This is a genomic window from Dyadobacter chenhuakuii (assembly GCF_023821985.2).
Lineage (GTDB): Bacteria > Bacteroidota > Bacteroidia > Cytophagales > Spirosomataceae > Dyadobacter > Dyadobacter chenhuakuii.
Genome location: NZ_CP098805.1, coordinates 3,626,619 through 3,652,150 on the forward strand (window position 1 = coordinate 3,626,619; position 25,532 = coordinate 3,652,150).

Genomic DNA, 25,532 nt, shown 5'->3' on the forward strand with positions numbered 1-25,532 from the left:
GCAAATAAATGGCGATGATGCTCGAACATCACCGCCACCATTACGCTGTTGTTACCAACAGTTTCATTTGATTGTCTTTGCGTTTGCGTTCACAAAAACCTCTAAAAATATGCATAAAAAAATACCCCTCAAAAGGGTTGTTTACAAGGTCATGAGTACTACGGCTAAACAACTGATTATCGCCATATTATGCTGCGGCATGTCGTTCGCGCATACACTTCACGGGCAGGAATTGCTGAATAAGGAGATTTCACTGAAAGTGGAATCGCTGGAAGTGAAAAAGGTGCTCCAAATGATCGAGAAGCAGGCGGACGTGAAGTTCGTATATAGCACATCGAGTATTCAGAATTCGCAAAATACAGGTTTGAAAGAGGTTAAGGGAACCTTGAACAAGGTCTTGGATCAATTGCTGACGCCTTTGAATGTGTCCTATGAAGTGGTTGGCAACTCGCGGATCCTGCTTAGAAAAAAGCCCTTAGCTCCGACCGGGAACGAACAAACATTGCAAAACCAGGGGATCACAGCGGAGCGTAACATTACAGGAAAAGTGCTGGACGAAAAAGGCGCCGGTCTTCCGGGCGTGAACATCCTGCTTGTAGGCACGCAACAGGGAACTTCCACGGATGAAAATGGTGATTTCCGCATTGCCGTGCCTGATCAGAATGCCACTTTGAAATTCTCCTTCATCGGCTATGTAAGTCAGGAAGTGCCTGTGGATAAGGAGATTATCAGCGTAACACTTGCTCCCGACGTGAGCGCGCTGAAAGAAGTGGTTGTGGTGGGTTACGGAACGCAGGAAAAGAAAGACGTTACCGGCGCCGTGTCATCGGTTAAGGGTGCTGATTTTCAAAATCTGCCTTCCGGCGGTGCGCAGCAGGCATTGCAAGGCCGTGCTGCGGGTGTGAACATTGTCCGCAATGGCGGTGCTCCGGGTGATGCGGGTTCTATTCAGATCCGTGGTTTTGGAACGGTTAACAACTCTTCTCCATTGGTGGTTATTGACGGCGTTCCGGCTGGCACAATGAATGACGTGAACCCGAATGACATTGAATCGATAGAGATTTTAAAAGATGCATCTGCCTCCGCCATCTATGGAACGAGGGCGGCTAATGGCGTTATCCTGATCACGACCAAACGCGGGAAATTCGATAATCCACTGTCTGTCACCGTGAATGCTTATGTAGGCGTTACGAACCGGATCAGATCCCTGGATGTGCTTACCGCGCCTCAATTAGCAGAAATGAAGCAAAAAGCATACACCAACGACAAGCTGGACATTCCGGCGATCTGGGAAGATAAACAATATCAGACGCAGCTTACCAACTGGCAGGACGAACTTTTAAAACAGGGCGTTACCCGCAATTATGACGCATCGCTGCGCGGTGGCGGTAAATATTCGACTTTTGCGATTTCGGGAGGTTACTATAATGAGGACGGAATAATCGGGAAATCAAACTATACGCGGTATACATTCCGGATCAATTCGGACCATAAGGTGGGTTCGCGGATTAAAATCGGGCAGAATTTCCAGTATACCAACACGCATAATTCAGGTCCGGACACGCAATCTTCACAAACTGGCCTGCTGTTCACCGCTATCCGTTTCCATCCTGGTTTGCCGGTCCGCAATGCCAATGGCTCCTATGGTTCAACCGACGGATTGGGTGCATTCGGAGACTTGAACAACCCCATTTTTACAGTTGATACACAGGATAAAAACAATATCCGAAACCGCTTTCTTGGCAACCTTACCGGCGAACTTGAAATTGCGAACAGATTGAAATTGCGTGCAAACCTGGCCATGGACGGTACGTTTTCAGACAGCCAGACATTTGACATAAAGGTCAACGACCAATTCCGCAAAAATTCTTACAATCAGTTGAGCGTGGGGCGTGATAAAACGTGGTCATTCCTGCAGGAGTATTTCCTTTCTTACGACAAGGCATTTGGGAAAAATTCGCTGAGTGTAGTCGGTGGTTATACTTCGCAGACATTCAAAAGCATTTATGCTAATCAATGGGGACGTGAGTTTGCGAGTGAAGATCCTTCGTTGCGTTACATGCAGTATGCGGGGATCATCGTTTCGGTTCCTTTGGCGAACGGCGGCAACGGCGGCCGCAGTTATGACGCGCTTGGGTCGTGGTTTGGAAGGGTTAATTATTCCTTTAATGACCGGTATCTGTTTACGGCAACTATGCGGAGTGACGGATCTTCCAAGTTTGCTCCCGGAAATCAGTGGGGCATTTTTCCGGCATTCTCGCTGGGATGGAGACTTTCGGAAGAAGATTTTTTCAAAAATGCACTGCCTGTTTTCAGCAATTTCAAGCTGACGGGTGGCTGGGGACAGCTGGGTAACCAGAATGTGGCTTCCCTGCAATATCTGGCTTTGATCAACTCTACTTTCCGTTATGCATTTGGAAATGGCGGGGTGCAAAATCAGGTTTCAGGCGCGGCCCAGAGCAGGCTGGCCAATTTGAACATTGGCTGGGAAACGGCGGAAATGAGCAATTTCGGCCTGGAAGCAGGTTTGTTTAAAAACAGCCTCTATCTTTCTGCAAACTATTTTATTAAGGATACAAAAAAAATGCTGCTTGCGCCGCCATCAGTCGGCACAATCGGCAGCGCCACTATTCCTGACCAGAATGTGGGACAGCTCAGAAACCAGGGCTTAGAGCTGGAAGCTTCCTATAAGCATACAGTTGGTGCGGTAACATTCAATGTGAGTGGTAATGCGACTTTTATTAAAAACAGAATTACCAAACTGGCCACGCCAGGCGGTTTCCTGGCAACACAGCTTTACGGAAGGGGCCAGCAGGAAATTGTAAGAACGTATGAAGGTCAGCCATATGGCACTTTTTATGGCTATAAAACGAATGGAATTTACCAGAATACCAATGAAATTGATGGCGATGCAAACATTTCAAACGATCCGCGCCGTGCAGACGGACAGATTGTGCCGGGCGATGTGCGTTTCCTGGATTTGAACAACGACGGCATTGTGGATGATGATGACAGAACGATCATCGGCAGCCCGCAGCCAAAAATTAACTACGGATTTTCTGCGGGTGCTAACTATAAAGGGTTTGACTTCACATTGTTCTTCGTGGGTGTAGGCGGCGTTTCGATTTACAATGCTGACCGCATGCAAGGGCTTGACGCAAGTTATCCTTTCAACCTCTATGCCGATGCTTTGAACAGCTGGAACGGCGAGGGATCGAGCAACACCATTCCCCGGATGAGCATTAACAACACGAACCGGAATTTCAGGCCTTCCGACCTTTTTGTGGAAAAAGGAGATTATCTGCGCTTAAAAAACATGACCCTTGGATATGCTATTCCAAAGAATGCGATCAGCAAACTAAAAATGTCACAGGCGCGGATTTATGTGACAGGGCAAAACTTGTTGACTTTCACGAAATATTCCGGCCTGAATCCGGAGCTGGGATATGTAGGAAGCGGCGGCACTTACAATCAGCTGAACGTGGATTATGCGCAATATCCGCTGGCCCGCACGTGGACGATTGGCGCTACCATTTCTTTCTAAAACCCACTCAGACCAAAACTGAAAGAATTTATTTATGAAAAAGATAACAATACTATCCGGTTATATCATGCTGGCAATGCTCACAGGCTGTGATGATTTGCTGGAAACGACGCCTTACGGACAGGTGACTTCCCAACAATACTGGCGAAGCGGCGATGATGTGGTGGCGGCAGTGAATGCAGTTTACGCGCCATTGCTTGAAGAAGACGGTTTTGCCCACACAGAATACACATTTGATAACTGCTCGGATGACATGAACCGCGCGGGCGACCATTCGGATGAAACGGCTTTGGAAATGTTCACTTTCGATGCTTCCAACTCGCACATTCTGGCAACCTGGAAAACCAAATACGAAGTCATTTCCAGGGCAAATGCTGTGCTGATTAACGCCCCAAAAGTTGACATGGACGAAACATTGCGCAACCGCAGCATGGGTGAAGCCTACTTTTTGAGAGGTTTTATCTATTGGAGACTATCGCTCATTTACGGTGAAGTGCCTATTTTACTTGAAGAGGACGCATTAGCATTGAATTTTAATAAGCCAAAATCAACATTGGCAGAAGTCCGCGCACAGGCTGAGGCCGACTTTATTAAAGCTGCTTCATTGCTACCCGTGTCGCATGCAGATGGCGATGCAGGCCGCGTTACCCAGGGTTCTGCGAATGGGTTTTTGACCAAATTATACGTGTATCAGGAACAATGGGCGAAAGCGATTGAGGCGAGCACGAAAGTGACATCAAATGCTGCCTACAAGCTGGCCACTGGCTTCAACCAGAATTTTGAGCTGGCCACAGAAAACAATCCCGAAATCTTGTTTTCGCTGCAATACGAAACCGGCTGGACGGCCGACAACTCCCCTACTTTCTACCATACGCCGCAGGCATTCGGCGGATGGGGCTTCCATGAGCCAATCGCGGATCTTGTTCAGGAATATGAAAAAGGCGATACCCGCAAAGCATCTTCCATTTTTAGTCCGGGTGATAAGGTGGATCGCAATGAAGCTGGCGTGGAAACCTTCGACGCAAAGATGACGCGTGTGACAGGTTATGCATTCAAAAAATATACACAGTTCGCTGAAAATGGGGATATGAGCCAGAGTTTGAATGCGCCGTTTTTAAGAACTGCCGACGTTTATCTGTTAGCTGCCGAGGCAAAGATTCGCTCGGGTGCAAATGGTGACGCAGAATTGAATGTCGTGAGAAAACGCGCTGGATTGGCTGCTATCACGGGTGCAACCATGAAAAACATCATGCACGAAAGGCGCGTGGAATTGGCTGGGGAAAACGAAAGACACCAGGATCTGATGCGTTGGGACAAAGCCGGATTGATCGACATTGTAGCACATTACAAGATCAACCGTGGCCCGAACAAGCCCAGCCGCAATTTCGTTAAGCCAAAACATTACTATTTCCCGTTGCCGCAGCGCGAGGTGGATTTGAGTAACGGCGTTTTAATCCAGAACAGCAATTATTAAGTTTTGATCAAAAAAGGAATCTCATTGATCTGCCTGCTTGTCTTTTTTACGGGATGCTCGTCCCGTGAAAAAGACATTGTAGGTTTATGGCGAACCGATTCCATTTCCAATTATGTAAATGGTTTCAGTTTTACCAACAATACAAAAGATGCACATTGGTCCTACTTTGACTATCGGGCCGATGGAACATTGTTCGAAAGAAGAAAAGGAGAATACCGCAAATCGCGCTATCAGCTAGCCTCCGCCGATTCACTCTTTTACACGGATTCGACGGGCAAAATGTTGTCGGGCTATAAAATCCTGGATCTCAACGACAAGATTATGGTTTTGAAAATGTCGCAGAAGCCTTATTTGTCCGGAAAAAATCAGGAATTGTATGAAATAAGATACTTTTCAAAAGCAGTTCCAAAAGGCAAATAAGCTATCCAACCAGCACCCTAACCTTCTTAATCCGCTTCTTATCAGCCGATTGCACTTTAAAAGTCACTTCCCGGTGTGTCGCCATTTCGCCTGTGCGCGGCAATCTTGAAAACAATTCGAGGAGCAGGCCTGCTAATGACTCATTATTGCCCCTTACTTCGTCAAAATAATCCGTTTCCAGGTTCAGAAGTCGACAAAGGTCGCTGATGGAAACTTTTCCTTCGAAAACGTAAGTGTTATCGTCTACCTGGGTGTAATTCACTTCATCATCCTCGTCATATTCATCATTGATATCACCGAAAATCTCTTCAATGATGTCCTCTAGTGTGATTAACCCGCTCGTCCCGCCATATTCGTCCACGACAATGGCCATATGCACACGGCGATTCTGAAATTCCTTCATCAGATCATCCAAATGCTTGCTTTCCGGGATGAAATAAACCGGGCGCAGCAATTTTTGCCAGTTGAAATGTTCGTCTAAATGAATGTGCGGCAACAAATCCTTCACATTCAAAATTCCCTCAATGTGGTCCAGGTCATCCCGGTAAACCGGCACCCGCGAGTAACCCGATTTATTTATTTTATCCATCAATTCATGGAAATCCAGCTCAATATCGAACGCGGTAATGTGCAGACGCGCCTGCATGGCCTTCTTAGAATTGGTCTGACGGAAATTGGCCAGTCCCCGTAAAAGGTCGGTTTCCTCTTCACTTTCCGCTTTTGCTTCCAGTCGTTCGGTTGTGATTTCGGCTCCTTCCGGCGTAAGCACGCCAAATGAATAGCCGAGCTTCATAATAGGCTGCGCAAGTGGCTGACAAATCTTGATCAGGAAATTGGTAACGCCCGAGATCTTCGGAATAAACTCCAATGCACGCCGCGCCGCATTGTAACGAACCATTGCATCCAGCCAGATCCATAGCGCAAGACAGCCAATGGAAATCCACTTGTAAACATTGTTCGGATCGTCCTGAATGTGAATCCAGGCAATGCGTGCTGCCAAAAGTAGGGCGAGCATCGTAATCCCACGCTGAATCAGCGAAAGGGCAAGCTGCTGAATGCGGTTTGGAAGCGTGCTTTCGGTGTCACTTTTTCGTTCCCAGGGATTTTCCAATGCACCGGAGGCAGCATATGCGGCGCGGACGCCGGAGAGAAACAGGGAAACCAGGAAGAGGAATATAACCAGGATGAGGTCGTAGGGCGCAAGGAAATCAGTGGGTATAATGACTCCTGCAAATAAAGTTTGCGTACATCTTTGGGGGACGGTAATCCCCGTACGCGTTCGGGCAAGCGGATCGTCGCTGTCTGCTGTTTCTTTCACGAATAGGTTTGGAAAAGTTTGCAATAAACTTTCGTTTAAATAAATGTAGCGATTCTGTTCAAAAATATTATTCCAATGTGCTCTAAATGTCGAAATAAATCCTTTTTGAACAGAATAGCTGGCAAATGTAGCGGATCAGAACGGCAGATCGTCATCATCATTCCCGGCTGCCAGTGATGGCGGGATCGGGTCGGATGATCGAGGTGATTGCTGTGCTCTGGGTTGTGAAGATTGTTGTGCATAACCGCCGCTGCTCTCGCCGCCGCCAGACCCAGGTGCGCCCGGACCGCCCAGCAATGTCATGCTGTTTGCGCGGATCGTAACGCCGGTTCTTTGCTGTCCTTCTTTGTCCGTCCAGCTGTCGGTGCGGATGCGGCCTTCGATGTAAACCTGGTTTCCTTTCTTCAGATATTTTTCCGCCACTTTGGCCAATCCTTCCCAAAGCTCAATGCGGTGCCACTCCGTATTATCGACGCGTTCGCCGCTTTTGTTGGTGTATGATTCTGTTGTTGCAATGTTGAATTTAGCCACTGCCGAGCCGCTTTCCAGATATCTAACTTCGGGATCGCTGCCCAGATTGCCTATCAAAATGACCTTGTTAACGCTTCCTGCCATGATTTCTAATTGTGGATGATTTGTTTAAGTTAATATTAAAGATACGGATGTAAAAGCACTTTCAAATATCCTGTTCGCTGATTTTGCCCGTAATTTTATGTTTCAAAATTAATTTATTCCGCCCGTCATGCGTCATTTCCTGTTTGATCAAATAATATTCGTCATTATAGGAAGTGTAGTTTGAAGGTTTGGTCACGCCTTCCTGTCCGCGCCAGACCGGCAGTTCCACTTTTTCCCAAAGCTTGGTTTTCGCGGATTTGTAAGCTGCATCAATCACTGCATTCACAACATAGCCATCATAAAAAGTTTCCGCCGCTTCCCTGCCATTTTCCACGGCATTGAACATATCGGTGAACATATGGTTGTAGCCCAGATCATTCACCTCGTCCCCCACCGGAAACAGCCAGCCTGTATTGCTTTCGGCCTTTTCAGCTACGTAATCCTCTCCTTTTCCATCTGCATTCTGCCCTGTTGTAAACATTTCAAAACCCGTCCGCAGGAAATTGTTGATCCAGATCGTGCCTTCGGTTCCCATGACTTCGTCGCGCAGGTCCATGCCGCCACGAAAAGTCCAGCTCACTTCAAACTGCCCGATAGCGCCGTTTTCATATTTTACCAATGCAATCGCATGATCCTCAGCATCAATAGGTTTCACCTGCGTGTCCGCCCAGCACATGACTTCAACGGGCTTAATGTCCTTACCAATAAAATTGCGTGATATTTCAATGCAATGACAGCCCAAATCCAGGATGCAGCCGCCGCCGGCCTGCTCAATGTCCCAGAACCATTCACTATGCGGACCAGGATGCGCTTCACGCGATTTTGCCCAGATAATCCTTCCTAATGAGCCGTTTTTGACACTTTCGAGCGATTTTAAAAACTTTGGCGTGTAACAAAGATCTTCCAGATAACCTGCAAAAATTCCTGCTTCCTCTGTCGCCCTCATCATCCGCAATGCCTCCGCCGCATTGCGCCCGAGTGGTTTGGTAGAAATAACGGCCTTTTTATGTTTCACGCAAAGCTTAACTGCCTCTTCATGAACATTATTAGGCAACGCAATGCACACCATATTCACATCCGGGTGCGCAATCACTTCTTCCATACTGGACGACCAGAAATCGCAGCCATAGTCTTTGGCGAACTTTTGGGCACTTTCATCACGCCGTGCGTAAATGGCAACCACCCTATCCCGGCCCCGCTGCCCATGAATGGATTCAGCATAAAATCGTCCGATAAAACCGGAACCTAACATTGCAATTTTCTGCATAATCTTATCTTGAAGTTGTTTAGGAATAAATTTAAATGGCCTTACCTGTGGAAAATGACCTTATTTAAATGCGTCTGTTAGTTGGTCTTCACTTCACTCTCCCAGCCAGTTGTTTTCAGCGCCGGATCATCTTCTTTTTTAAGAAAATCGGCATCGCCAAAGGATGAAGCGTCCCATTCGAGCAAAGCCCGGTCAGGAACTACGGAAACCGGAACACGCCAGGATGTGGAAGTTTCGGCGTAAGCAATGTTGGATTGTGAATTATAACATGAGATCAGCGACCACCGCGGATGATCCGACAAATTGGCTTCCGACCTGTGCATGAGGTTACTATGAAAGAATAATGCGTCGCCCGGCTCAATTTCGCAATAAACCAGCTCCATCGTTTTCAATGCATGGTTCACCATTTCCATATCCGCGCCCACCTGCTCACCCGCAAAACCATGATTGACACGGCCCATTTTATGAGAGCCCTTAATGACTTGCAAACACCCATTTTCCTTGTTTGCAGGCGTCAGGGCGATCATTACACTCATTAACTGATCCGGGAATATAAACTGATTTTTATACCAATAACCATAATCCTGATGCCACTCCCAGGCACCGCCGACCTTCGGTTCTTTCTGCATTAGTTTGGTATGAAAATGACAGACCGGACTCTCCTGCCCCAGCAACTGCCAAACCGAATTGACCATGCGTTCGCTGCGGATCAGATAACCAAAAACGTCATCACCCGGCGTAAACCAGAGCGAAAGCTTCGTCTTCTTCCCCGACTGGTCATTCAGGTCCATCGCATTTTTCTGCATGACCGAGTTTTCAATCGCCGTCCGATATAATTTATTCGTCTCCTCTTCCGAAAACAGCCCTTTCACGACCACATAACCGTCTTCATGGAATGTCTTAATCTGGCTTGTATTTAAACTAAAACTTGTCATAACTCATCCGTTTTACGTGTTTAGTACAAAAATATATTACTTAAAATACAATTCCTTGCAGATTACGAAGATTAAAACCATTTAGACGTGAAGGTTTCGAAATGGTCACAAATATTTTTCTTCTTTTAAGACTGTATCGATCAAAATCGGCTTTGGGAGCGTCTCAACCTCGTTTTTGGAGAAAAAATAAATATTTGAGGGAAGGTCAACTGGCTCGCTTTCGGGGATTGTCAGCCACCAGAACTGCACGTGAAGCTTTTGATGGGTCAGCAAGTGAATGTATAATTTCGGCACCTGGCGGATAGTCCCTTTTTTCATTAATACCAGCAACATTGCGTTATCAGCCAGCTCTTCGGGCGAATCGACGTGGGCAGCGGATTCAATTAAGAGAAAATCATATAGTCCTTTCCAGATGTCCTTTGTGTTCCGCTCCTGCATGGCCAGCTTATCACCTTGTTGTATGATAAAATAATTCAGGAAACGGTTTTTCACTTTCAGCTTTTTGGCCTTCACCGGAAGTTCATTCTGCACATTGAATGCATAGGCATAGCAAATGTCATTAAACGGACAAATGCTGCAATTGGGCGAAACAGGCACACATTGCAGCGCACCGAACTCGATCATTGCCTGGTTGTAAGTTGCCGGATCTTCGTGTGAAATCAGCGTTTTCGCGACTTGGGCAAACTCCTTTTTCCCTTCATTGGAAAGCATATCCGCCTTGATCCCGAAAATCCGAGACATGACCCGGTACACATTCCCGTCAATCGCCGCAACGGCCTCGCCGAAAGCGAAAGATGCAATCGCTGCGGCTGTGTAATTCCCCAAACCTTTTAGTTTCGAGAGGGTTAATGCTGTTTCCGGAAACCTGCCTTCAAATTCGCTGACGATCTGCCGCGCCGTGTAATGCATATTTCTCGCCCTGGAATAGTAACCTAAGCCCTGCCAGAGGCGCAGCACATCGCGTTCATCGGCATTGGCGAGGTCGAAAACAGTGGGATAATTTTCCAGAAACTTCTCATAATAAGGCGTTCCCTGGGCGACTCTGGTTTGCTGGAGAATGATTTCTGATAACCATATTTTATAGGGGTCCGTCGTTTGTCGCCAGAGTAAAGGGCGGTGGTTTTTGAGATACCAGGATTTAAGTTTTTTGTTAAAATCATCTACCTGTAAAGGGTCTGATATCATAATGTTTGTCCTTATGTACGCTGTTATTTAACCAATTAGAAAAAAAATGAAAACGCCTTCCTTTTAAATCTTGGTAAAATTAGCGTACCTTTGTGTTCCCAAAATTTAGAGGAGTAAGTAAATAAATGAAATAATATCCACTTAAAGTAAACAATCAAAGTGACTAAGGCAGACGTAATCGCACAGATTTCTGAGAAAACAGGTGTAGACAAGGGCGATGTTCAGCAAACGCTAGAATCGTTCTTCACCGTGGTAAAGGACTCACTTTCTGAGGGAGAGAACCTTTATGTAAGAGGTTTTGGTAGTTTCATCAATAAAAAACGTGCGCGTAAAGTTGCCCGTAATATTTCGAAGGGAACTTCAATGATCATTGACGAGCACTTTGTACCGAGCTTCAAACCTGCAAAAGTATTTGTAGAGCAGGTAAAAGAAAGTGACAAATTGAAAGCTGTCGCTGAAAAGTAATTTACCTGAAAAGGTTTGGGTTATAACAGTATGAAAAAGTCTATTTTCCTTTCTTGTGTGCTTGCAGTTGCTCTTGTCGGAACGCTTTTCAGCCTTCCCAAGGTGGTTGTTAATACCAAAGGCAAGGAAGTAGGCAACGAGAGAAACCAGTCTCAGGCAGCTGCTACGGCGGCTGCTCCGGACTCTTCCGTTCAATCGTCATCACATGAAGCCACCATCGCGCCGGATCAGCAAAAAATTGTCGATCAGCTCAGAAATGGCTTTGAGAATGCGAATGATATGGAAAAGGTTGCAGCGGGCTTGAAGTTGTCCGACAAATTTGCTCAATTGCAAAAATTCGACAGCGCAGCATTTTATGCTGAAAAAGCAGCACTTTTGTCTCCCAGCATTGAAAATCTTGTCAGGACCGGCGATCGTTATTACGAAGCTTATGGTTTTGCCATTGATGATCAGAAAGCAAAAAACCTGGGAACAAAAACCCGCGAATATTACCAAAAAGCACTTGACCAGAATCCTGGCCTGTTAGCTGCAAAAGCCAACATGGCAATGACTTACGTGAACACAGAAAACCCGATGCAGGGAATTTTAATGTTGCGCGAAGTGATTGACACCGATCCTACCAACGAATTGGCATTGTTCAATTTAGGGATCTTGTCCATGAGATCTAACCAATATTCAAAAGCTGCCGACAGGTTCAGACAGATTTTGACCAATAATCCGGCCAATACAAAAGCGAAGTTCTATTTAGGATTGACGCTCGTGGAACTGGGAAACAAGGAAGAGGCCCGCAAGGTCCTTTCCGAGGTTAAAAAGGAGGAAAAAGATCCTGTAATCCAGCAAGCGATTGGCGAATTGGAAGGTCGTCTGAACAATTGATAAGCAGAAAAAACAATCAATTTTTATTTTAAACGACATAAAACATGCCTTGCGGAAAAAAGAGAAAGAGACATAAGATTTCCACTCACAAGAGAAAGAAAAGACTTAGAAAAAACAGACATAAGAAGAAATAATATACCATGACCGGATTTTCAAAAAAGTCCGGTCATGCCTTCTTCCCCTCGTATGTATTGCCCCTTTCATTCTGAAAGTGGAGGTTAAGTATCAACATTATATAGCCATTCAGTTGGTTGAACATTGAGTAACGAATTACTAATCAATTCTACTCAAAAGGGAGAACGTATAGCCCTTTTGCAGGATAAACGTCTTTTAGAATATCACGTCGAAACACCGGATCAAAGCTTTACCGTGGGGGATATTTACCTCGGTACGGTCAGGAAGCTGGTAGCGGGGCTTAATGCCGCGTTTGTTGATGTCGGTTTTGAAAAAGATGCGTTTCTGCATTATCTAGATCTTGGGCCAAATATCAATTCCCTCAACAAACTGACCAAGGACGTAATATCGAAGCGTCAGACTTCGGGCAAATTGAATAACTTCAAGATGGAGCCCGAAATCGAGAAGCTTGGTAAAATTGATAAGGTACTTTCCAAAAACCAGCCTATTCTTGTTCAGATCGTTAAGGAGCCTATTTCTACAAAAGGTCCCAGACTTTCCTGCGACATTTCGATTGCCGGCCGCTATATTGTGCTGGTGCCGTTTTCAAATTCTGTAAACCTTTCCAAAAAGATCACTGACAAAGCTGAGCGCAACCGCCTGCAGCGTCTGATGTCGTCCATTAAGCCTGCCAACTTCGGTGTCATTATCCGCACCGTTGCAACTGGGAAGGATGTGGATGAGCTGAATAAAGATTTGCAGGATTGCCTCGACAAGTGGGAAAACGGGATCAAAGCATTGAAAGATGCCAAGCCTCGCGATAGGGTTATAGGTGAAATGAACCGCGCTTCTTCCATCATCCGCGACATGCTGAATGAATCATTCGACAGCATTACAGTTGATTCCAAAGAGGTCTACGACGACATTAAGGCTTACATTCACAACATTGCGCCGGACAAGGAAAACATTCTGAAACTGCACAATGGTAAGAATAAAATCTTCGAACAATTTGGTCTTGAAAAGCAGATCAAATCCCTTTTCGGACGTTCTGTAAGTTTGCCGAATGGCGGTTACCTGATTATAGAACATACTGAGGCGCTGCACGTTATCGACGTAAACAGCGGTAACAAGTCCAATTCAGAGGAAGATCAGGAAGCGACTGCATTGAGCGTCAACCTCGAAGCAGCCAAAGAAATTGCCCGTCAGTTGCGGCTTCGCGATATGGGCGGGATTATTGTGGTCGATTTTATCGATATGAAGAAGGCGGAAAACAAACGCGTTCTTTTCGATACAATGCGCGACGAAATGAAGGGTGACCGGTCGAAATACACGATCTTGCCGCTTTCAAAATTCGGTCTGCTGCAAATTACCCGTCAGCGCGTACGGCCTGAAATGAACATTGTAACCCGCGAAACATGCCCTACTTGCGGCGGAACGGGCACTATTCAGGCGAGTATTCTGGTTTCGGATGTAATTGCTAATAACCTGGATTACATTCTGACCAAGCAAAATGAGCGTGGAATCACCATTTCACTTCATCCATTCCTGCATTCTTATTTTACAAAGGGATTAATCTCAGAGCAAGTAAAGTGGCTTTTCCATTACAAAACTTGGGTGAAGCTGATCAAAGATACTTCGCTGGGTGTGGTCGACTTCAAATTCCACAACCGTTACGGCGAGGAAATTGAGATTGTTCCGGGTAATTAACAGCCCGATTTAAATTCTAGCATTCACCGTCATTTCCCTTTCCAGTTCGGGCTTCTTTTTTCTTTAAAAGCCAGCACTCCTTCTTTTGCATCTTCGGAAGCAAGAATTTCATCTAATTCTGCTTTGAGAAAACTGTGCTTTTCGCTTTCCGGCATTTGCTTCAACTTTTGAAAAGCTTTCATGCCTTGGTGAATTGAGTAAGGAGCATTCCCGCAAATTTGCACAGCCATTTCCTGAACTTCCTGCACAATGCTTTCGGCTTCTGCAATGTGGGTTACCAGGCCCAATTCAAGCGCTTCATCGGCATTGTAGCTTTTGCCTGTAATGCACATTTCCAACATTTTCCGCGGAGGGACAATCTGGCTAAGTGAGGCCATAACCTGCATGGGCCATATGCCGCGCTTAACTTCTGGCAAGCTGAAAACTGCATTATTTACACTAAAAACGAATGTGCAGCCACAAATGATCAGGAAGCCGCCCGCCAAAACCGGACCTTCAACCTGTGCAATAATGGGCTTACAAATTTCATTAAATGCATCCCCTAACTTCGCCTCTTCGCTGATTGGCGGCAATGTAGGATTCTTGATGTCTGCGGAAACGTTGTGGAAAGCATTTAAATCGGCACCTGCACAGAAAACGGAACCTTCTGCATTGATTATCAGGCATCGCACGTCATTATGATAATGTGCATATGCCAATGCGAAGACGATTTCCTCCGCCATACCCGGCGTGAAGGCATTGCGCTTTTCGGGACGGCTTAGCGTGATGGTGAATATATGATTGGCAAATGAAGTTTTGATGTACAAAAGCTTCACCGAATCGAAATGCTGGACGTCTTCTTCTGAATAAAACCGCATACAGGCGCTTGTTGGCGTTATGGAATAGCGGAATGTTTGTTAAGCCTTATTTACGACACCTTCGAGCATCGTTATATATTGCTTGATTCCCGCCTCAATCTCATGAAGATAGATAAATTCATCCGCACTATGCGAGCGTCCCGAATGTCCCGGGCCCATTTTTAACGATGGACAATCGAGCAACGCCTGGTCAGAGGTTGTGGGCGAACCATATGCTTCCCGTCCCAGCTTCAAGCCTTCCAGCACAATCGGATGATCCATCGGAATGCTCGAAGGCCGCAAACGGATCGATCTTGCAGAAACCTCGGATTGAATGTTGTTTTGAATGACTTCAATGACCTCCTCCAATGTATATTGATCCGTTACACGCACGTCAATTGTGAAGTTGCAGGCGTCGGGAACGACATTATGCTGCGTTCCTGCATTAATGATCGTTACGGACATTTTCACGGGTCCTAATGTGGGTGAAACCTTTGGAAACTTGTATTCCCGGATCCAGTTAATGTCCTTCAATGCTTTGTAAATGGCATTATCACCTTCTTCCCGTGCCGCGTGACCAGATTTTCCTTTTGCCGTGCAATCCAAAACCAGCAATCCTTTTTCAGCAACTGCCAGATGCATTTCAGTCGGTTCTCCAACGATGGCGAATGCAATTTCAGGCAACTCAGGGACAACGATTTCGAGCCCTTCTTTTCCGGAAATTTCCTCTTCGGCAGTTGTTGCAATGGCAATGTTATAAGCAAGATCTGTTTTATCAAAAAAGTAACAGAATGTGGCAATCAGCGAAACCAGGCAACCACCGGCATCATTACTGCCTAATCCGAACAACTTATCGTCTTCAGCAATCGCCTTGAACGGGTCTAACGTCCAGGATTTATTAGGCTTGACCGTATCATGGTGAGAGTTCAAAAGCAATGTTGGCTTATGCTTATCAAAATGGCGGTTATAGGCCCACAGATTGTTCTTTTTTTGTTGAAACGGAATGTTTTTTGATTCAAAATATGCTGCAATCAGTTGCGCAGTTTTGTCTTCTTCCTTACTGAATGAAGGTGTTTCGATCAGGCTTTTCAGCAGCGCAATCGCCTCATTTGTCAATGTTAGTATGTTTTCCAATGCGTTTACCATCTTACTTGCCCGTCCCCTTTAACAATCCATTTTTCTGTTACGAGCTTTTCCAGAGCGAAAGGTCCGCGTGCGTGCAATTTTTGGGTGGATATGCCAATTTCTGCGCCTAACGCGAAAACAGCGCCGTCCGTAAAACGGGTAGAAGCATTGGCATAAACAGCAGCCGCATCCACTTCTCTTAAAAACCGTTCAATTTTAACTTCGTCCTTTGAAATGATTGCCTCGGAATGCCTGGAAGAATGTGCCCTGATATGCTCCAAAGCCTCATCTAAACCATTTACAACCTTAACCGAACATTTGTAATCCAAAAATTCCCTCCCAAAATCATCTTCCTCAGCATGCTGTAGCATTGGATAACCATCTTCTTTAAAGATCGCATAAGAAGTGTCGTCGGCAAAAATCTCGACATTCCACTTGATAAAATCAGCTTTCAGCTTCGGTAACAGTTCAGCTGCCACTTCCCTGTCTACTAAAATCGTATCCAGAGAATTGCAAACCGATGGCCGGGAAACCTTTGCATTCACCACAATCGCAGCTGCTTTGTCGAGATCACCCGTTTTTTCAATATATGTATGACAAACGCCTGCGCCCGTTTCAATAGTCGGAACGAGCGAGTTCTCACGCACAAATTTGATCAGACTTTCCGATCCTCTTGGGATGATAATGTCTACAAATCGCGTCGCAGTAAGCAGCTCGGTTACAAACTTTCTATCCGTGGGAAGTAACATTACTGCCGCAGGATCAATATCAAATTCTATTAATGCGCGGTGGATCAAACCCACCAGAAACAAGTTCGAGTAATGCGCTTCCTTGCCTCCTTTTAACACACACGCATTGCCCGAACGCAGGCATAGCGACGCCACGTCCAGCGTAACATTGGGCCGCGATTCGTAAATAACCCCCACTACACCCAGCGGAACGGCTATTTTACGCAGCGACAAACCCTGCTCAATTGTACGCTCCAAAAGCACTTCGCCGCTCGGATCCGGTAAAGCCGCCACATCACGCAGACTTTGCGCCAGTGCCTGAATCCTTTGTTCGTTCAACAACAACCGGTCCTTTTTCGGGTCGGTGTCGTCCATCACATCAAGGTCTTTCTGATTAGCCGTGATAATGTTAGCAACATTCGCCTGCACCTGAGCAGCAATGTTCAGCAAAAGGTCCGACCGCTGCTGGCCCGTCAGGTTCCTGACCGAGGCTGCTGCCTTTTGGGTTTGTTCTAAAAGAGGTAAAATGGATTCCATTATAATAGTACGATGTCGTTGGCATGCGCCACTTCAAAATTCATTGTCTTCAAATTGGCCCGGATAGCGGCCGAATTTTCCCTGGCGCGCGCAACAGCGACCATTTCGCCGGCTGCTGTGTAAATTTCGATGATTTCACCGGCCTCAAATTCGCCCGTTACTTCCATCACGCCCACGGCCAGTAAGCTTTTTCTTTTTAATAATGCTTTCGATGCGCCTTCGTCGATCTGCAATGTTCCGGAAACGAGCCCGCCGCTTCCTAACCACCTGTTTCGGGCAGAAAGTGTGCTTTTGCCGGGGTTTATCAATGTTCCCGCGTTTCCTCCCAACGCTTCAAGCAACTCATCTTCCTGCTTCATTCCAAAAATAACGACCTTAATCGCCATTCTTGCGGCCAGTTTCGCGAATGTCAGCTTCGAGGCCATTCCGCCCAGACCGAGGAAAGATTTATCAGTCCTTACAAATTTGAAAACCTCGTTCACATTGGATACGTTCCTGAGAATGTTGCCGTGCTCGTCCAGCAAACCGCCCACCGACGTGCAAAACATCAGCGATTCAGCCCCAAAACCCACGGCCAACAATGTGGCCAGCTCATCATTATCCGAAAATTTCAATTCACGGTCGCTTACAACGTCGTTCTCATTCACGATGGGAATAATGTTGTTTTCCCACAATTCCTCGAACGTTTCTTTCAATTGCAGAAACTTGGCGCGGTTGGCAAAATGCTGTCTTTCGCACAGACTTTGGGCAATATAAATTTTATTTGGCGCAAAATAAGATGCGTACAAACCCACCAGAAGCGGATTTCCAACAGACGCGGCTGCTTTCCGCTGCGTCATCGAGCCTTTGTAATCCTGTATATAAGCCTTCCCCGCGCCCACAGCGCCAGAAGAAACAATGATAATCCTGTATTGCGAATGGATCTCCGAGACCTGCCGTGCTATTTCCGAAATGATCCTGACGTCCGGTTCACCGGAGGGAAGGGTTATGGAGGCAGTCCCGAATTTGATTACGAGTATTGGTTTTGACACTTTAAAATAGGGCTTGAACGGGACGCAAGCCAACGGGCGGTCCCAAGTCTGAAATCTGAGCCTAAAAGTAGAAAATTATTCAAAGAATGTCTTCCAGCACTTTGCCGTTGAAACGTCTTTTCAGCTTTAAAGCATTTTCCAGCTGGTGCAGATAGTGCTCACGCGGGATTTCAATAGCCCCATAACGCAGCACATTGTCATTGATAAACTGTGTATCGAGCAACACAAAGCGGTTCATTCGCAGGATTTGGATCAGATAATGAAATGCCACCTTCGAAGCATTGCTTTCATACGAAAACATCGATTCCCCAAAGAAAACACCATTGATCGAAACGCCATAAAGCCCTCCTACGAGCTTGTTTTCGCGATAAGTCTCCACGCTGTGCGCATAACCGAGCTCATGCAGTGCGGTGTAAGACGCAATGATCTCCTCAGAAATCCACGTTCCAGGCTCCGTAGCCCGTGGCGCTGAGCAGCCGCGCATCACGCCTTCAAAATCCCAGTTAACCCTGATATCAAAGTATTTTTTATTCAAAACAGGCCGAAGGGATTTGGAAGGTTTATAGGTGTCAATGGGAATAATGGCGCGGGGGTTTGGCGAATACCAATAAATGGTCCCGTCCGCCTCGGCCATTGGGAAAATCCCATTTATATATCCGTTCAAAAGGTCATCTGTACTGATTGCTGACATGGAAGTCATATTTTAAAAATGGGTATGCCTCGGTTTTGTACAAAACGCAAGCGGGTAAGTAATAAAAACTTTTATTCAAAATCGAACCATAAAAATATATCTTCTGTTTCTTTGGAGTGACAATTTTTTTTTCAAAATTTGCAGCCTCTTAGACGCATTAGCAAGTCAATGAACGACAACGGCATACATACTGTTCTTCATACTACGCCTTTTCGATTCAGGTCCCCCCGGACCGCATAATTTCTTTTTACCTACGTGGTAAAACTTTTATACCCACCAACTTTTCCAATTTTCAAAACGTCCCATCGTTTTCTCTGGGTGTAATAACTATTGTTTCGAACATTTTTGTCAGAATCGCCATCAATGAAAAATACCGAAGTAGTGGGCAGTAAGTTTATAGTGCAGACTGCCAATGAAAATCATCTTCACTTTGCGGATACAATTTGCGCAGAGATGGAAGAGAGCGCCAAAAAGCGTGGTACTGGTATCGCCAAACGTTCTCCTGTATATATAATGGAAAAAATGGTGGAAGGGAAAGCGATCATCGCAACCACCGACACCGGCGAATGGGTAGGTTTTTGTTACATTGAAACGTGGGAACACGGCAAATTTGTGGCAAATTCCGGCTTAATCGTACATCCTGACTTCCGTAACAGCGGAATGGCAAAAGCCATCAAGCAGAAAGCTTTTGAATTATCGCGCCAAAAATATCCTGATGCAAAGATCATTGGCATTACAACCAGTTTGCCCGTGATGAAAATCAATTCCGACCTGGGTTACGAGCCTGTGACTTTCAGTGAGTTACCTGCTGATGACGCTTTCTGGAAAGGGTGTGCAAGCTGTGTTAATTACGATGTATTGACCCGGACCGGCAGAAAACATTGCCTATGCACAGGAATGATGTATAATCCTGAGGATAAAAAGAAAGAGGAAGTGGCAGTTACGGTTGGCGTGGAGCCAGAAAAACATTCCTGGGATTTCCTGAAAGAATCGAGCTTGTACGAGCGCTGGATGCGCATTAAGCAACGCATTTTGTTGCGAAGGGAAGAACGCGCTAAAAAGAAAAACGCCGGCACATTGCTCGTACATTAAAGTACAGCCTTTATTTACAGATTTATATATCTCTTAAATACCTCGCCCGGCAGCCGTTTTTTGGCCCGAAGCGAGGTATTTTTTTGTTACTTTTGTACTCCAATTTAAGCATTTAGTCAGAATCAGATTTTAATATAATGTCACAACCCAAAGTAGTATTAGCGTTCAGCGGTGGATTAGACACCTCTTTTTGTGTAAAATATTTAGCCGAAGACAAAGGTTACGAAGTCCATTCGGTTTTGGTTGATACAGGCGGTTTTTCGGATGAAGAACTGAAAACAATTGAGGCCAATGCGTATGCTTTGGGTGTGAAACAGCATGCAACGATCACAAAGACAAGTGATTACTATAATGATTGTATCAAATATCTGATTTTCGGGAATATCCTTAAAAACAATACTTATCCGCTTTCGGTAAGCGCTGAGCGTGTTTTCCAGGCTGTGGCAGTTGCTGAATATGCAAAGGAAATCGGGGCTAATGCGATTGCGCATGGAAGCACCGGAGCTGGAAATGATCAGGTTCGTTTTGACATGGCTTTTCGCATTATCATTCCTGAGGCTGAGATCATTACACCGATCCGCGACCTGAAACTCTCACGCGAGGCAGAAATTGAATATTTAACAAATAAAGGCGTTGGCCGTGAATGGGCTAAGGCTGCATATAGCATTAACAAAGGCCTTTGGGGCACTTCGGTTGGTGGAAAAGAAACATTAACCTCTGATCAATATCTGCCGGAATCGGCCTGGCCTACGCAAATCACTAAAACGGAGCCCGAGACAATCACGATTGAATTTGTAAAAGGTGAACTGAAAGGCGTTGCAGGCGAAAGTTTTGAAAATCCGGTTCAGGCCATTCAAAAATTAGCCGCTATTGCGCAGCCTTTCGGGATTGGACGTGACATTCACGTAGGAGATACGATTATCGGGATTAAAGGCCGCGTTGGTTTTGAAGCTGCGGCTCCATTGATCATCATTAAGGCGCATCATACTTTGGAAAAACACGTGCTGAGCGAGCAGCAGCTTTATTGGAAAGAACAACTTTCTAACTGGTATGGCAGCTTGCTGCACAAAGGTCAGTTCGTAGAGCCGGTGATGCGTAACATTGAAACGTTCCTTACTGATACACAGTCACATGTAACCGGAAAAGTGCATGTTCACCTGGCACCTTACCGCTTCCACGTGGAAGGAATCGAATCACCATTTGACCTGATGTCATCAAAATTTGGCAGCTACGGTGAAATGAACAACGCCTGGACCGGCGACGACGTAAGAGGATTTTCAAAAGTGGCTTCCAACCAGGTGATGATTTATCAGAAGGTGAGCGAGTCAGCCAACAACTAGGCAATGAACAACATTAACATAGGCATAATAGGCGCTGCGGGTTACACAGGCGGAGAACTGATCAGAATATTGCTCAATCACCCAAGTGCAACCATTGCTTTCGCGCATAGTAAAAGCCAGGTTGGAAAACCGGTTTATGCGACGCATACGGATTTACTTGGCGATACGGATCTGGCTTTTTCGGGAGATGAGATTCAGACGCTTTTGAATCAGACGGATCTTCATGCGATTTTCCTTTGCTCAGGACATGGCGAATCACAGAAGTTTCTGAATGAGTATAATGTTCCGGAAAATGTAAAGATCATTGACCTGAGCACGGATTTCCGTGATGAGTCAAATGGCTTCGTTTACGGATTGCCAGAGTTGCAACGGGAAAAGATTAAGACAGCAACGAAAGTGGCCAATCCCGGTTGCTTTGCTACAAGCATTGAACTCGCAATTTTGCCATTGGCTGAGGCTGGATTAATAAAGGACGACATTCACGTAAGCGCGGTTACGGGCAGCACAGGTGCAGGTCAGGCATTAAGTGCGACGACGCATTTCAGTTGGCGAAGTAATAATATTTCTATTTATAAAGCTTTTACGCACCAGCATTTGACCGAGATCAAGATGAGTTTGGGCAAATTGCAGGATGGGTTTGACAACGCGATCAACTTCGTTCCTTACCGCGGCGATTATACACGCGGCATCATGGCGAATGTCTATACAGCCTATGAAGGAACATTGGAAGAAGCTAAAAGCATTTACAAAAGCTTCTACGCCTCACACCCATTCACGCACGTAAGCGACGCACCGATTGATTTGAAACAAGTCGTAAACACCAACAAATGCTTTATCAATCTGGAAGTGCACGATGGACAGCTATTAATAAGCAGCATTATCGATAACCTCACAAAAGGCGCTTCGGGACAAGCAGTTCAGAATATGAACTTGCTATTTGATTTGCCGGAAGATGCGGGGTTGAGGTTGAAAGCGCCGGCGTTTTAAATTATTAACACCCATTTAAAGACATAACAATTCAAGCCATGTCACACTTATTCGATGTTTACCCCATCTACGATATAGAGCCGGTGAAGGCGCAGGGGAGTTATTTGTGGGACCAGAATGGGACCAAGTATCTCGACCTTTATGGCGGGCATGCGGTGATCTCGGTTGGGCATTGCCATCCTTATTATGTGGATATGCTCACGAAGCAGCTGAATGCGATTAGTTTTTATTCGAATTCGGTGAAGATTTCTTTGCAGGAGGAATTGGCTGAGAAGCTGGGCGAACTTTCGGGCTATCCGGATTATAAGCTGTTTTTATGCAACTCCGGCGCGGAGGCGAATGAGAATGCGTTGAAGCTGGCTTCTTTCCACAACGGTCGCAAGAAGGTTATTTCGTTTACAAAATCGTTTCATGGCCGGACGGCTGGTGCGGTCGCGGCGACGGACAATGCTTCGATTGTTGCGCCGGTTAATTATAAAGAACATGTAACATTCCTGCCGTTTAATGATGTGCAGGCTGCGGAAAGCGGCATTACGGATGAAGTTTGCGCAGTGATCGTGGAAGGAATTCAAGGTGTTGGCGGGATTAATGTGAGCTCGGATGAATTCTTGCAAACATTAAGACGCAAATGTGACGAAACCGGCGCTGTGCTGATTTTGGACAGCGTGCAGTGTGGTTATGGCCGGACCGGAAAATTCTTCTCGCACCAGTTCAGCGGCATCGATCCGGATATTATTTCCATGGCCAAAGGAATGGGCAACGGCTTCCCGATCGGAGGAATCCTGATTTCTCCAAAGTTCAAAGCGAGTTATGGAATGCTGGGAACCACTTTTGGCGGGAATCACCTGGCTTGTGCGGCTGGCGTCGCGGTCCTGGATATCATGAAGGATGAAAACTTGCTCGATAACGCCGCGGAAATCGGCGATTATCTTTTGAAAGGAATCGAAGAAATTGGCGGATATAAAGAGCTGAGAGGACGCGGGTTAATGATCGGGATTGAGTATGATTTCCCGGTTAAGGACCTTCGCAACAAACTTTTGTTCGACTATAAAATGTTCACAGGAGTGGCGGGCGCCAACACCATTCGTTTGCTGCCTTCGCTTGCTTTGGGCAAAGAAGAGGCCGATCAATTCCTGGAAGCATTAAAAAAAGAGACTTCCGTTGCCATTTAATATAACCTAAACGCCGCAGAAATTACCGAACTGAATGAAACACTTTCTTTCCATTAACGACGTAACCGACCTGAACCAGCTGATCTCAAATGGCATCGCCGCCAAGCGTAACCCATTTGCAGACATTGAGTTAGGAAAAAACAAAACCATCGGACTGCTATTTTTCAATTCAAGTTTGAGAACGAGGATCAGCACGCAGAAAGCTGCGCAAAACCTTGGGCTTAATGTGATTATGATGAATGTTGGCCAGGATGGATGGGGTTTGGAAATGGAGGATGGCGTGATCATGAACGGTGATAAGGCCGAGCACGTGAAGGAAGCTGCGGCTGTAATCGGCAGTTATTGCGATATTATCGGAATCCGCTCGTTTGCCGGATTGCAGGACCGGGAAAAGGATTATGCCGAGATCGTTTTTCAGCAATTTAAAAAATACGCTGACGTGCCGATCATTAATCTTGAATCGGCCACAAGGCATCCGTTACAATCCCTTGCAGACTGCATTACCATTGAAGAATTTAAGATCAAACAGCGCCCTAAGGTCGTTTTGACGTGGTTACCGCATTTCAAAGCATTGCCGCAGGCCGTTGCCAATTCGTTTTGCGAATGGATGAACCCAATGGATGTGGAACTTGTGATCACGCATCCCGAAGGTTATGATCTTGCGCCGGAATTTGTTGGAAAAGGTCAGGTTATTTATGATCAGGATAAGGCTTTGGAAGGTGCTGACTTTGTTTATGGCAAAAACTGGTCGTCTTACCAGCATTATGGACAGGTTTTGACGAGCGATCCTTCCTGGATGATTACGGAAGCGAAAATGTCCTTGACGGATAATGGTAAATTCATGCATTGCCTGCCATTGCGCCGGAATATGAAGGTGGCGGATGAGGTTTTGGATGGACCAAGATCATTGGTGATTGAACAAGCGGCAAACCGCGAATGGTCTGCGCAGGCGGCGTTACGCGAGGTTTTGCTACATATTTGAAATGATTGAAAGAATGAATACCGAAACATTGGCACAGCCAGATAGCTCAATAAACATGAAATCGGTCCGCAAAACGGGTGTCCTGATCGTAAATCTGGGAACGCCGGATAGCCCGTCCGTGCCGGATGTGCGCAAATATCTGCGTGAGTTCCTGATGGACGAGCGCGTGATCGACATTCCATACATTAACCGCTGGATGCTGATTAACCTCATAATCGCACCATTCAGGGCCCCAAAATCGGCCAAGGTTTACAAGCAGCTTTGGAGACCGGACGGATCTCCTTTGAAAATTTACGGCTTTTCGGTTAAGGAAAAATTGCAGCGCGTGCTCGGTGATGATTATGTTGTAGAACTTGCGATGCGTTACCAAAGCCCGAGCATTGAAAACGGTTTGAAAGAACTAAGAAAACAAACACTTTCTGAAATCATTGTCGTTCCATTTTTCCCTCAATATGCCTCAGCGTCAACGGGTTCTGTATACAAAGAAGTGATGCGCGTGGTGCAGGACTGGGAAGTTTTGCCTGAGATTAAATTCATCAACCGCTTCCTGGATCATCCTAAATTCGTTGAAGGTTTTGTGAATCTGGGAAAAAAATACATGGCGCAGCAGCAGTATGACCATGTTGTTTTCAGTTACCACGGATTGCCTGAAAGACAGATTACAAAAGGCGATGTAACAGGCAGTTTCTGCCAATTCGGATCCTGCTGCGATCATTTGGATGCAAGAAACCAACATTGCTATCGTGCGCAATGCTTTGAAACGACTCGTTTGCTGGTGAAAGGCTTAGGCTTGAAAGAAGGCACTTATACAACTTGCTTTCAATCTAGATTGGGCAAAAATCCCTGGATAAGGCCTTACACGGATGAAGTAATTCCTGAATTGACCAAAAAAGGTGTAAAAAGCGTCCTTGCGTTTTCGCCCGCATTCGTTGCCGATTGTCTGGAAACAACGATTGAAGTTGGTGAAGAATATAAAGAGATTTTCGAGAAAGAAGGCGGTCAGCACTGGCAGCTGGTGGAGAGCTTGAATGACAGTGATATCTGGATCGAAACTTTGGAAGACATCATAAAAAAAGCGGTTTGATAACCGC

General features: G+C 45.8%; 22 protein-coding genes. 12 read left to right on the forward strand and 10 right to left on the reverse strand.

Features of this window, described 5'->3' with window-relative positions:
* Positions 1-109: 109 nt before the first annotated feature.
* The 3 genes from NFI80_RS14955 to NFI80_RS14965 are packed head-to-tail and all read left to right on the forward strand — an operon-like array spanning position 110 to position 5,438.
* Positions 110-3,544, forward strand: coding sequence for a TonB-dependent receptor (locus NFI80_RS14955; protein ID WP_235166425.1), 3,435 nt, complete (start codon positions 110-112; stop codon positions 3,542-3,544).
* 34 nt (positions 3,545-3,578) lie between these two features.
* Positions 3,579-5,018, forward strand: a complete 1,440-nt coding sequence (locus NFI80_RS14960) for a RagB/SusD family nutrient uptake outer membrane protein (protein WP_235166424.1) — start codon at positions 3,579-3,581, stop codon at positions 5,016-5,018.
* Between the two features lie 3 nt (positions 5,019-5,021).
* Positions 5,022-5,438: a hypothetical protein gene (locus tag NFI80_RS14965; RefSeq protein WP_235166423.1), complete on the forward strand. Its 417-nt coding sequence runs from the start codon at positions 5,022-5,024 to the stop codon at positions 5,436-5,438.
* 1 nt (position 5,439) lies between these two features.
* Here the strand turns inward: NFI80_RS14965 and NFI80_RS14970 are convergent, their stop codons facing one another.
* The 5 genes from NFI80_RS14970 to mutY all read right to left on the reverse strand — a co-directional run bounded on the left by NFI80_RS14970 (position 5,440) and on the right by mutY (position 10,758).
* Positions 5,440-6,756, reverse strand: coding sequence for a transporter associated domain-containing protein (locus NFI80_RS14970; protein ID WP_235166422.1), 1,317 nt, complete (start codon positions 6,754-6,756; stop codon positions 5,440-5,442).
* Between the two features lie 135 nt (positions 6,757-6,891).
* Positions 6,892-7,371, reverse strand: a complete 480-nt coding sequence (locus NFI80_RS14975) for a single-stranded DNA-binding protein (protein WP_255698926.1) — start codon at positions 7,369-7,371, stop codon at positions 6,892-6,894.
* Positions 7,372-7,432: 61 nt separating this feature from the next.
* The gene (locus tag NFI80_RS14980) at positions 7,433-8,638 is read right to left on the reverse strand and encodes a Gfo/Idh/MocA family protein (protein WP_235166421.1); all 1,206 of its coding nucleotides are present in this window, start codon (positions 8,636-8,638) and stop codon (positions 7,433-7,435) included.
* A 77-nt stretch (positions 8,639-8,715) separates the two neighbouring features.
* Complete coding sequence (locus NFI80_RS14985) at positions 8,716-9,573, reverse strand: phytanoyl-CoA dioxygenase family protein (protein ID WP_235157054.1); 858 nt, start codon at positions 9,571-9,573, stop codon at positions 8,716-8,718.
* 105 nt (positions 9,574-9,678) lie between these two features.
* Complete coding sequence (gene mutY, locus NFI80_RS14990; protein ID WP_235166420.1) at positions 9,679-10,758, reverse strand: A/G-specific adenine glycosylase; 1,080 nt, start codon at positions 10,756-10,758, stop codon at positions 9,679-9,681.
* Between the two features lie 159 nt (positions 10,759-10,917).
* On the opposite strand from mutY, the gene NFI80_RS14995 reads away from it, so the two are divergent.
* From NFI80_RS14995 to NFI80_RS15005, 3 genes are all read left to right on the forward strand, one after another.
* Positions 10,918-11,223, forward strand: a complete 306-nt coding sequence (locus tag NFI80_RS14995; protein ID WP_026631310.1) for an HU family DNA-binding protein — start codon at positions 10,918-10,920, stop codon at positions 11,221-11,223.
* 30 nt (positions 11,224-11,253) lie between these two features.
* Positions 11,254-12,099, forward strand: coding sequence for a tetratricopeptide repeat protein (locus NFI80_RS15000; RefSeq protein WP_235166419.1), 846 nt, complete (start codon positions 11,254-11,256; stop codon positions 12,097-12,099).
* A 258-nt stretch (positions 12,100-12,357) separates the two neighbouring features.
* Positions 12,358-13,920 carry an Rne/Rng family ribonuclease gene (locus NFI80_RS15005; RefSeq protein WP_235157044.1) on the forward strand — a complete coding sequence of 521 codons (1,563 nt, stop codon included), beginning with the start codon at positions 12,358-12,360 and terminating at the stop codon, positions 13,918-13,920.
* A gap of 29 nt (positions 13,921-13,949) precedes the next feature.
* Here the strand turns inward: NFI80_RS15005 and NFI80_RS15010 are convergent, their stop codons facing one another.
* The 5 genes from NFI80_RS15010 to aat all read right to left on the reverse strand — a co-directional run bounded on the left by NFI80_RS15010 (position 13,950) and on the right by aat (position 18,868).
* Positions 13,950-14,777, reverse strand: coding sequence for an enoyl-CoA hydratase/isomerase family protein (locus tag NFI80_RS15010; protein ID WP_235166418.1), 828 nt, complete (start codon positions 14,775-14,777; stop codon positions 13,950-13,952).
* A 39-nt stretch (positions 14,778-14,816) separates the two neighbouring features.
* Positions 14,817-15,902, reverse strand: coding sequence for a M20 family metallo-hydrolase (locus NFI80_RS15015; protein WP_235166417.1), 1,086 nt, complete (start codon positions 15,900-15,902; stop codon positions 14,817-14,819).
* A complete protein-coding gene (locus NFI80_RS15020) occupies positions 15,896-17,146 on the reverse strand; it encodes a glutamate-5-semialdehyde dehydrogenase (RefSeq protein WP_235166416.1) in 1,251 nt (416 codons plus the stop codon). Before NFI80_RS15020 ends, NFI80_RS15015 begins: the two co-directional genes overlap by 7 nt.
* On the reverse strand, positions 17,146-18,177 hold the full coding sequence (gene proB / locus NFI80_RS15025; RefSeq protein ID WP_235166415.1) for a glutamate 5-kinase: 1,032 nt from the start codon (positions 18,175-18,177) through the stop codon (positions 17,146-17,148). Before proB ends, NFI80_RS15020 begins: the two co-directional genes overlap by 1 nt.
* Positions 18,178-18,256: 79 nt before the next feature.
* On the reverse strand, positions 18,257-18,868 hold the full coding sequence (gene aat / locus NFI80_RS15030; protein ID WP_235166414.1) for a leucyl/phenylalanyl-tRNA--protein transferase: 612 nt from the start codon (positions 18,866-18,868) through the stop codon (positions 18,257-18,259).
* A 363-nt stretch (positions 18,869-19,231) separates the two neighbouring features.
* Between aat and NFI80_RS15035 the strand changes: the two genes are divergently transcribed.
* The 6 genes from NFI80_RS15035 (at position 19,232) to hemH (ending at position 25,525) form a co-directional block, all read left to right on the forward strand.
* Positions 19,232-19,960, forward strand: coding sequence for a GNAT family N-acetyltransferase (locus NFI80_RS15035; protein ID WP_233795202.1), 729 nt, complete (start codon positions 19,232-19,234; stop codon positions 19,958-19,960).
* Positions 19,961-20,097: 137 nt separating this feature from the next.
* Positions 20,098-21,300: an argininosuccinate synthase gene (argG, locus tag NFI80_RS15040; RefSeq protein ID WP_235166413.1), complete on the forward strand. Its 1,203-nt coding sequence runs from the start codon at positions 20,098-20,100 to the stop codon at positions 21,298-21,300.
* A 3-nt stretch (positions 21,301-21,303) separates the two neighbouring features.
* Positions 21,304-22,287 (forward strand): N-acetyl-gamma-glutamyl-phosphate reductase, encoded by a 984-nt coding sequence (argC, locus tag NFI80_RS15045; protein WP_235166412.1) that lies wholly within the window; start codon positions 21,304-21,306, stop codon positions 22,285-22,287.
* 38 nt (positions 22,288-22,325) lie between these two features.
* Complete coding sequence (locus NFI80_RS15050; RefSeq protein WP_235166411.1) at positions 22,326-23,459, forward strand: aspartate aminotransferase family protein; 1,134 nt, start codon at positions 22,326-22,328, stop codon at positions 23,457-23,459.
* A 34-nt stretch (positions 23,460-23,493) separates the two neighbouring features.
* Entirely contained in the window at positions 23,494-24,441 is a 948-nt protein-coding gene (locus tag NFI80_RS15055) for an N-acetylornithine carbamoyltransferase (RefSeq protein WP_235166410.1), read from the forward strand.
* Positions 24,442-24,454: 13 nt separating this feature from the next.
* A complete protein-coding gene (hemH, locus tag NFI80_RS15060; RefSeq protein WP_252172067.1) occupies positions 24,455-25,525 on the forward strand; it encodes a ferrochelatase in 1,071 nt (356 codons plus the stop codon).
* Positions 25,526-25,532 lie beyond the last annotated feature (7 nt).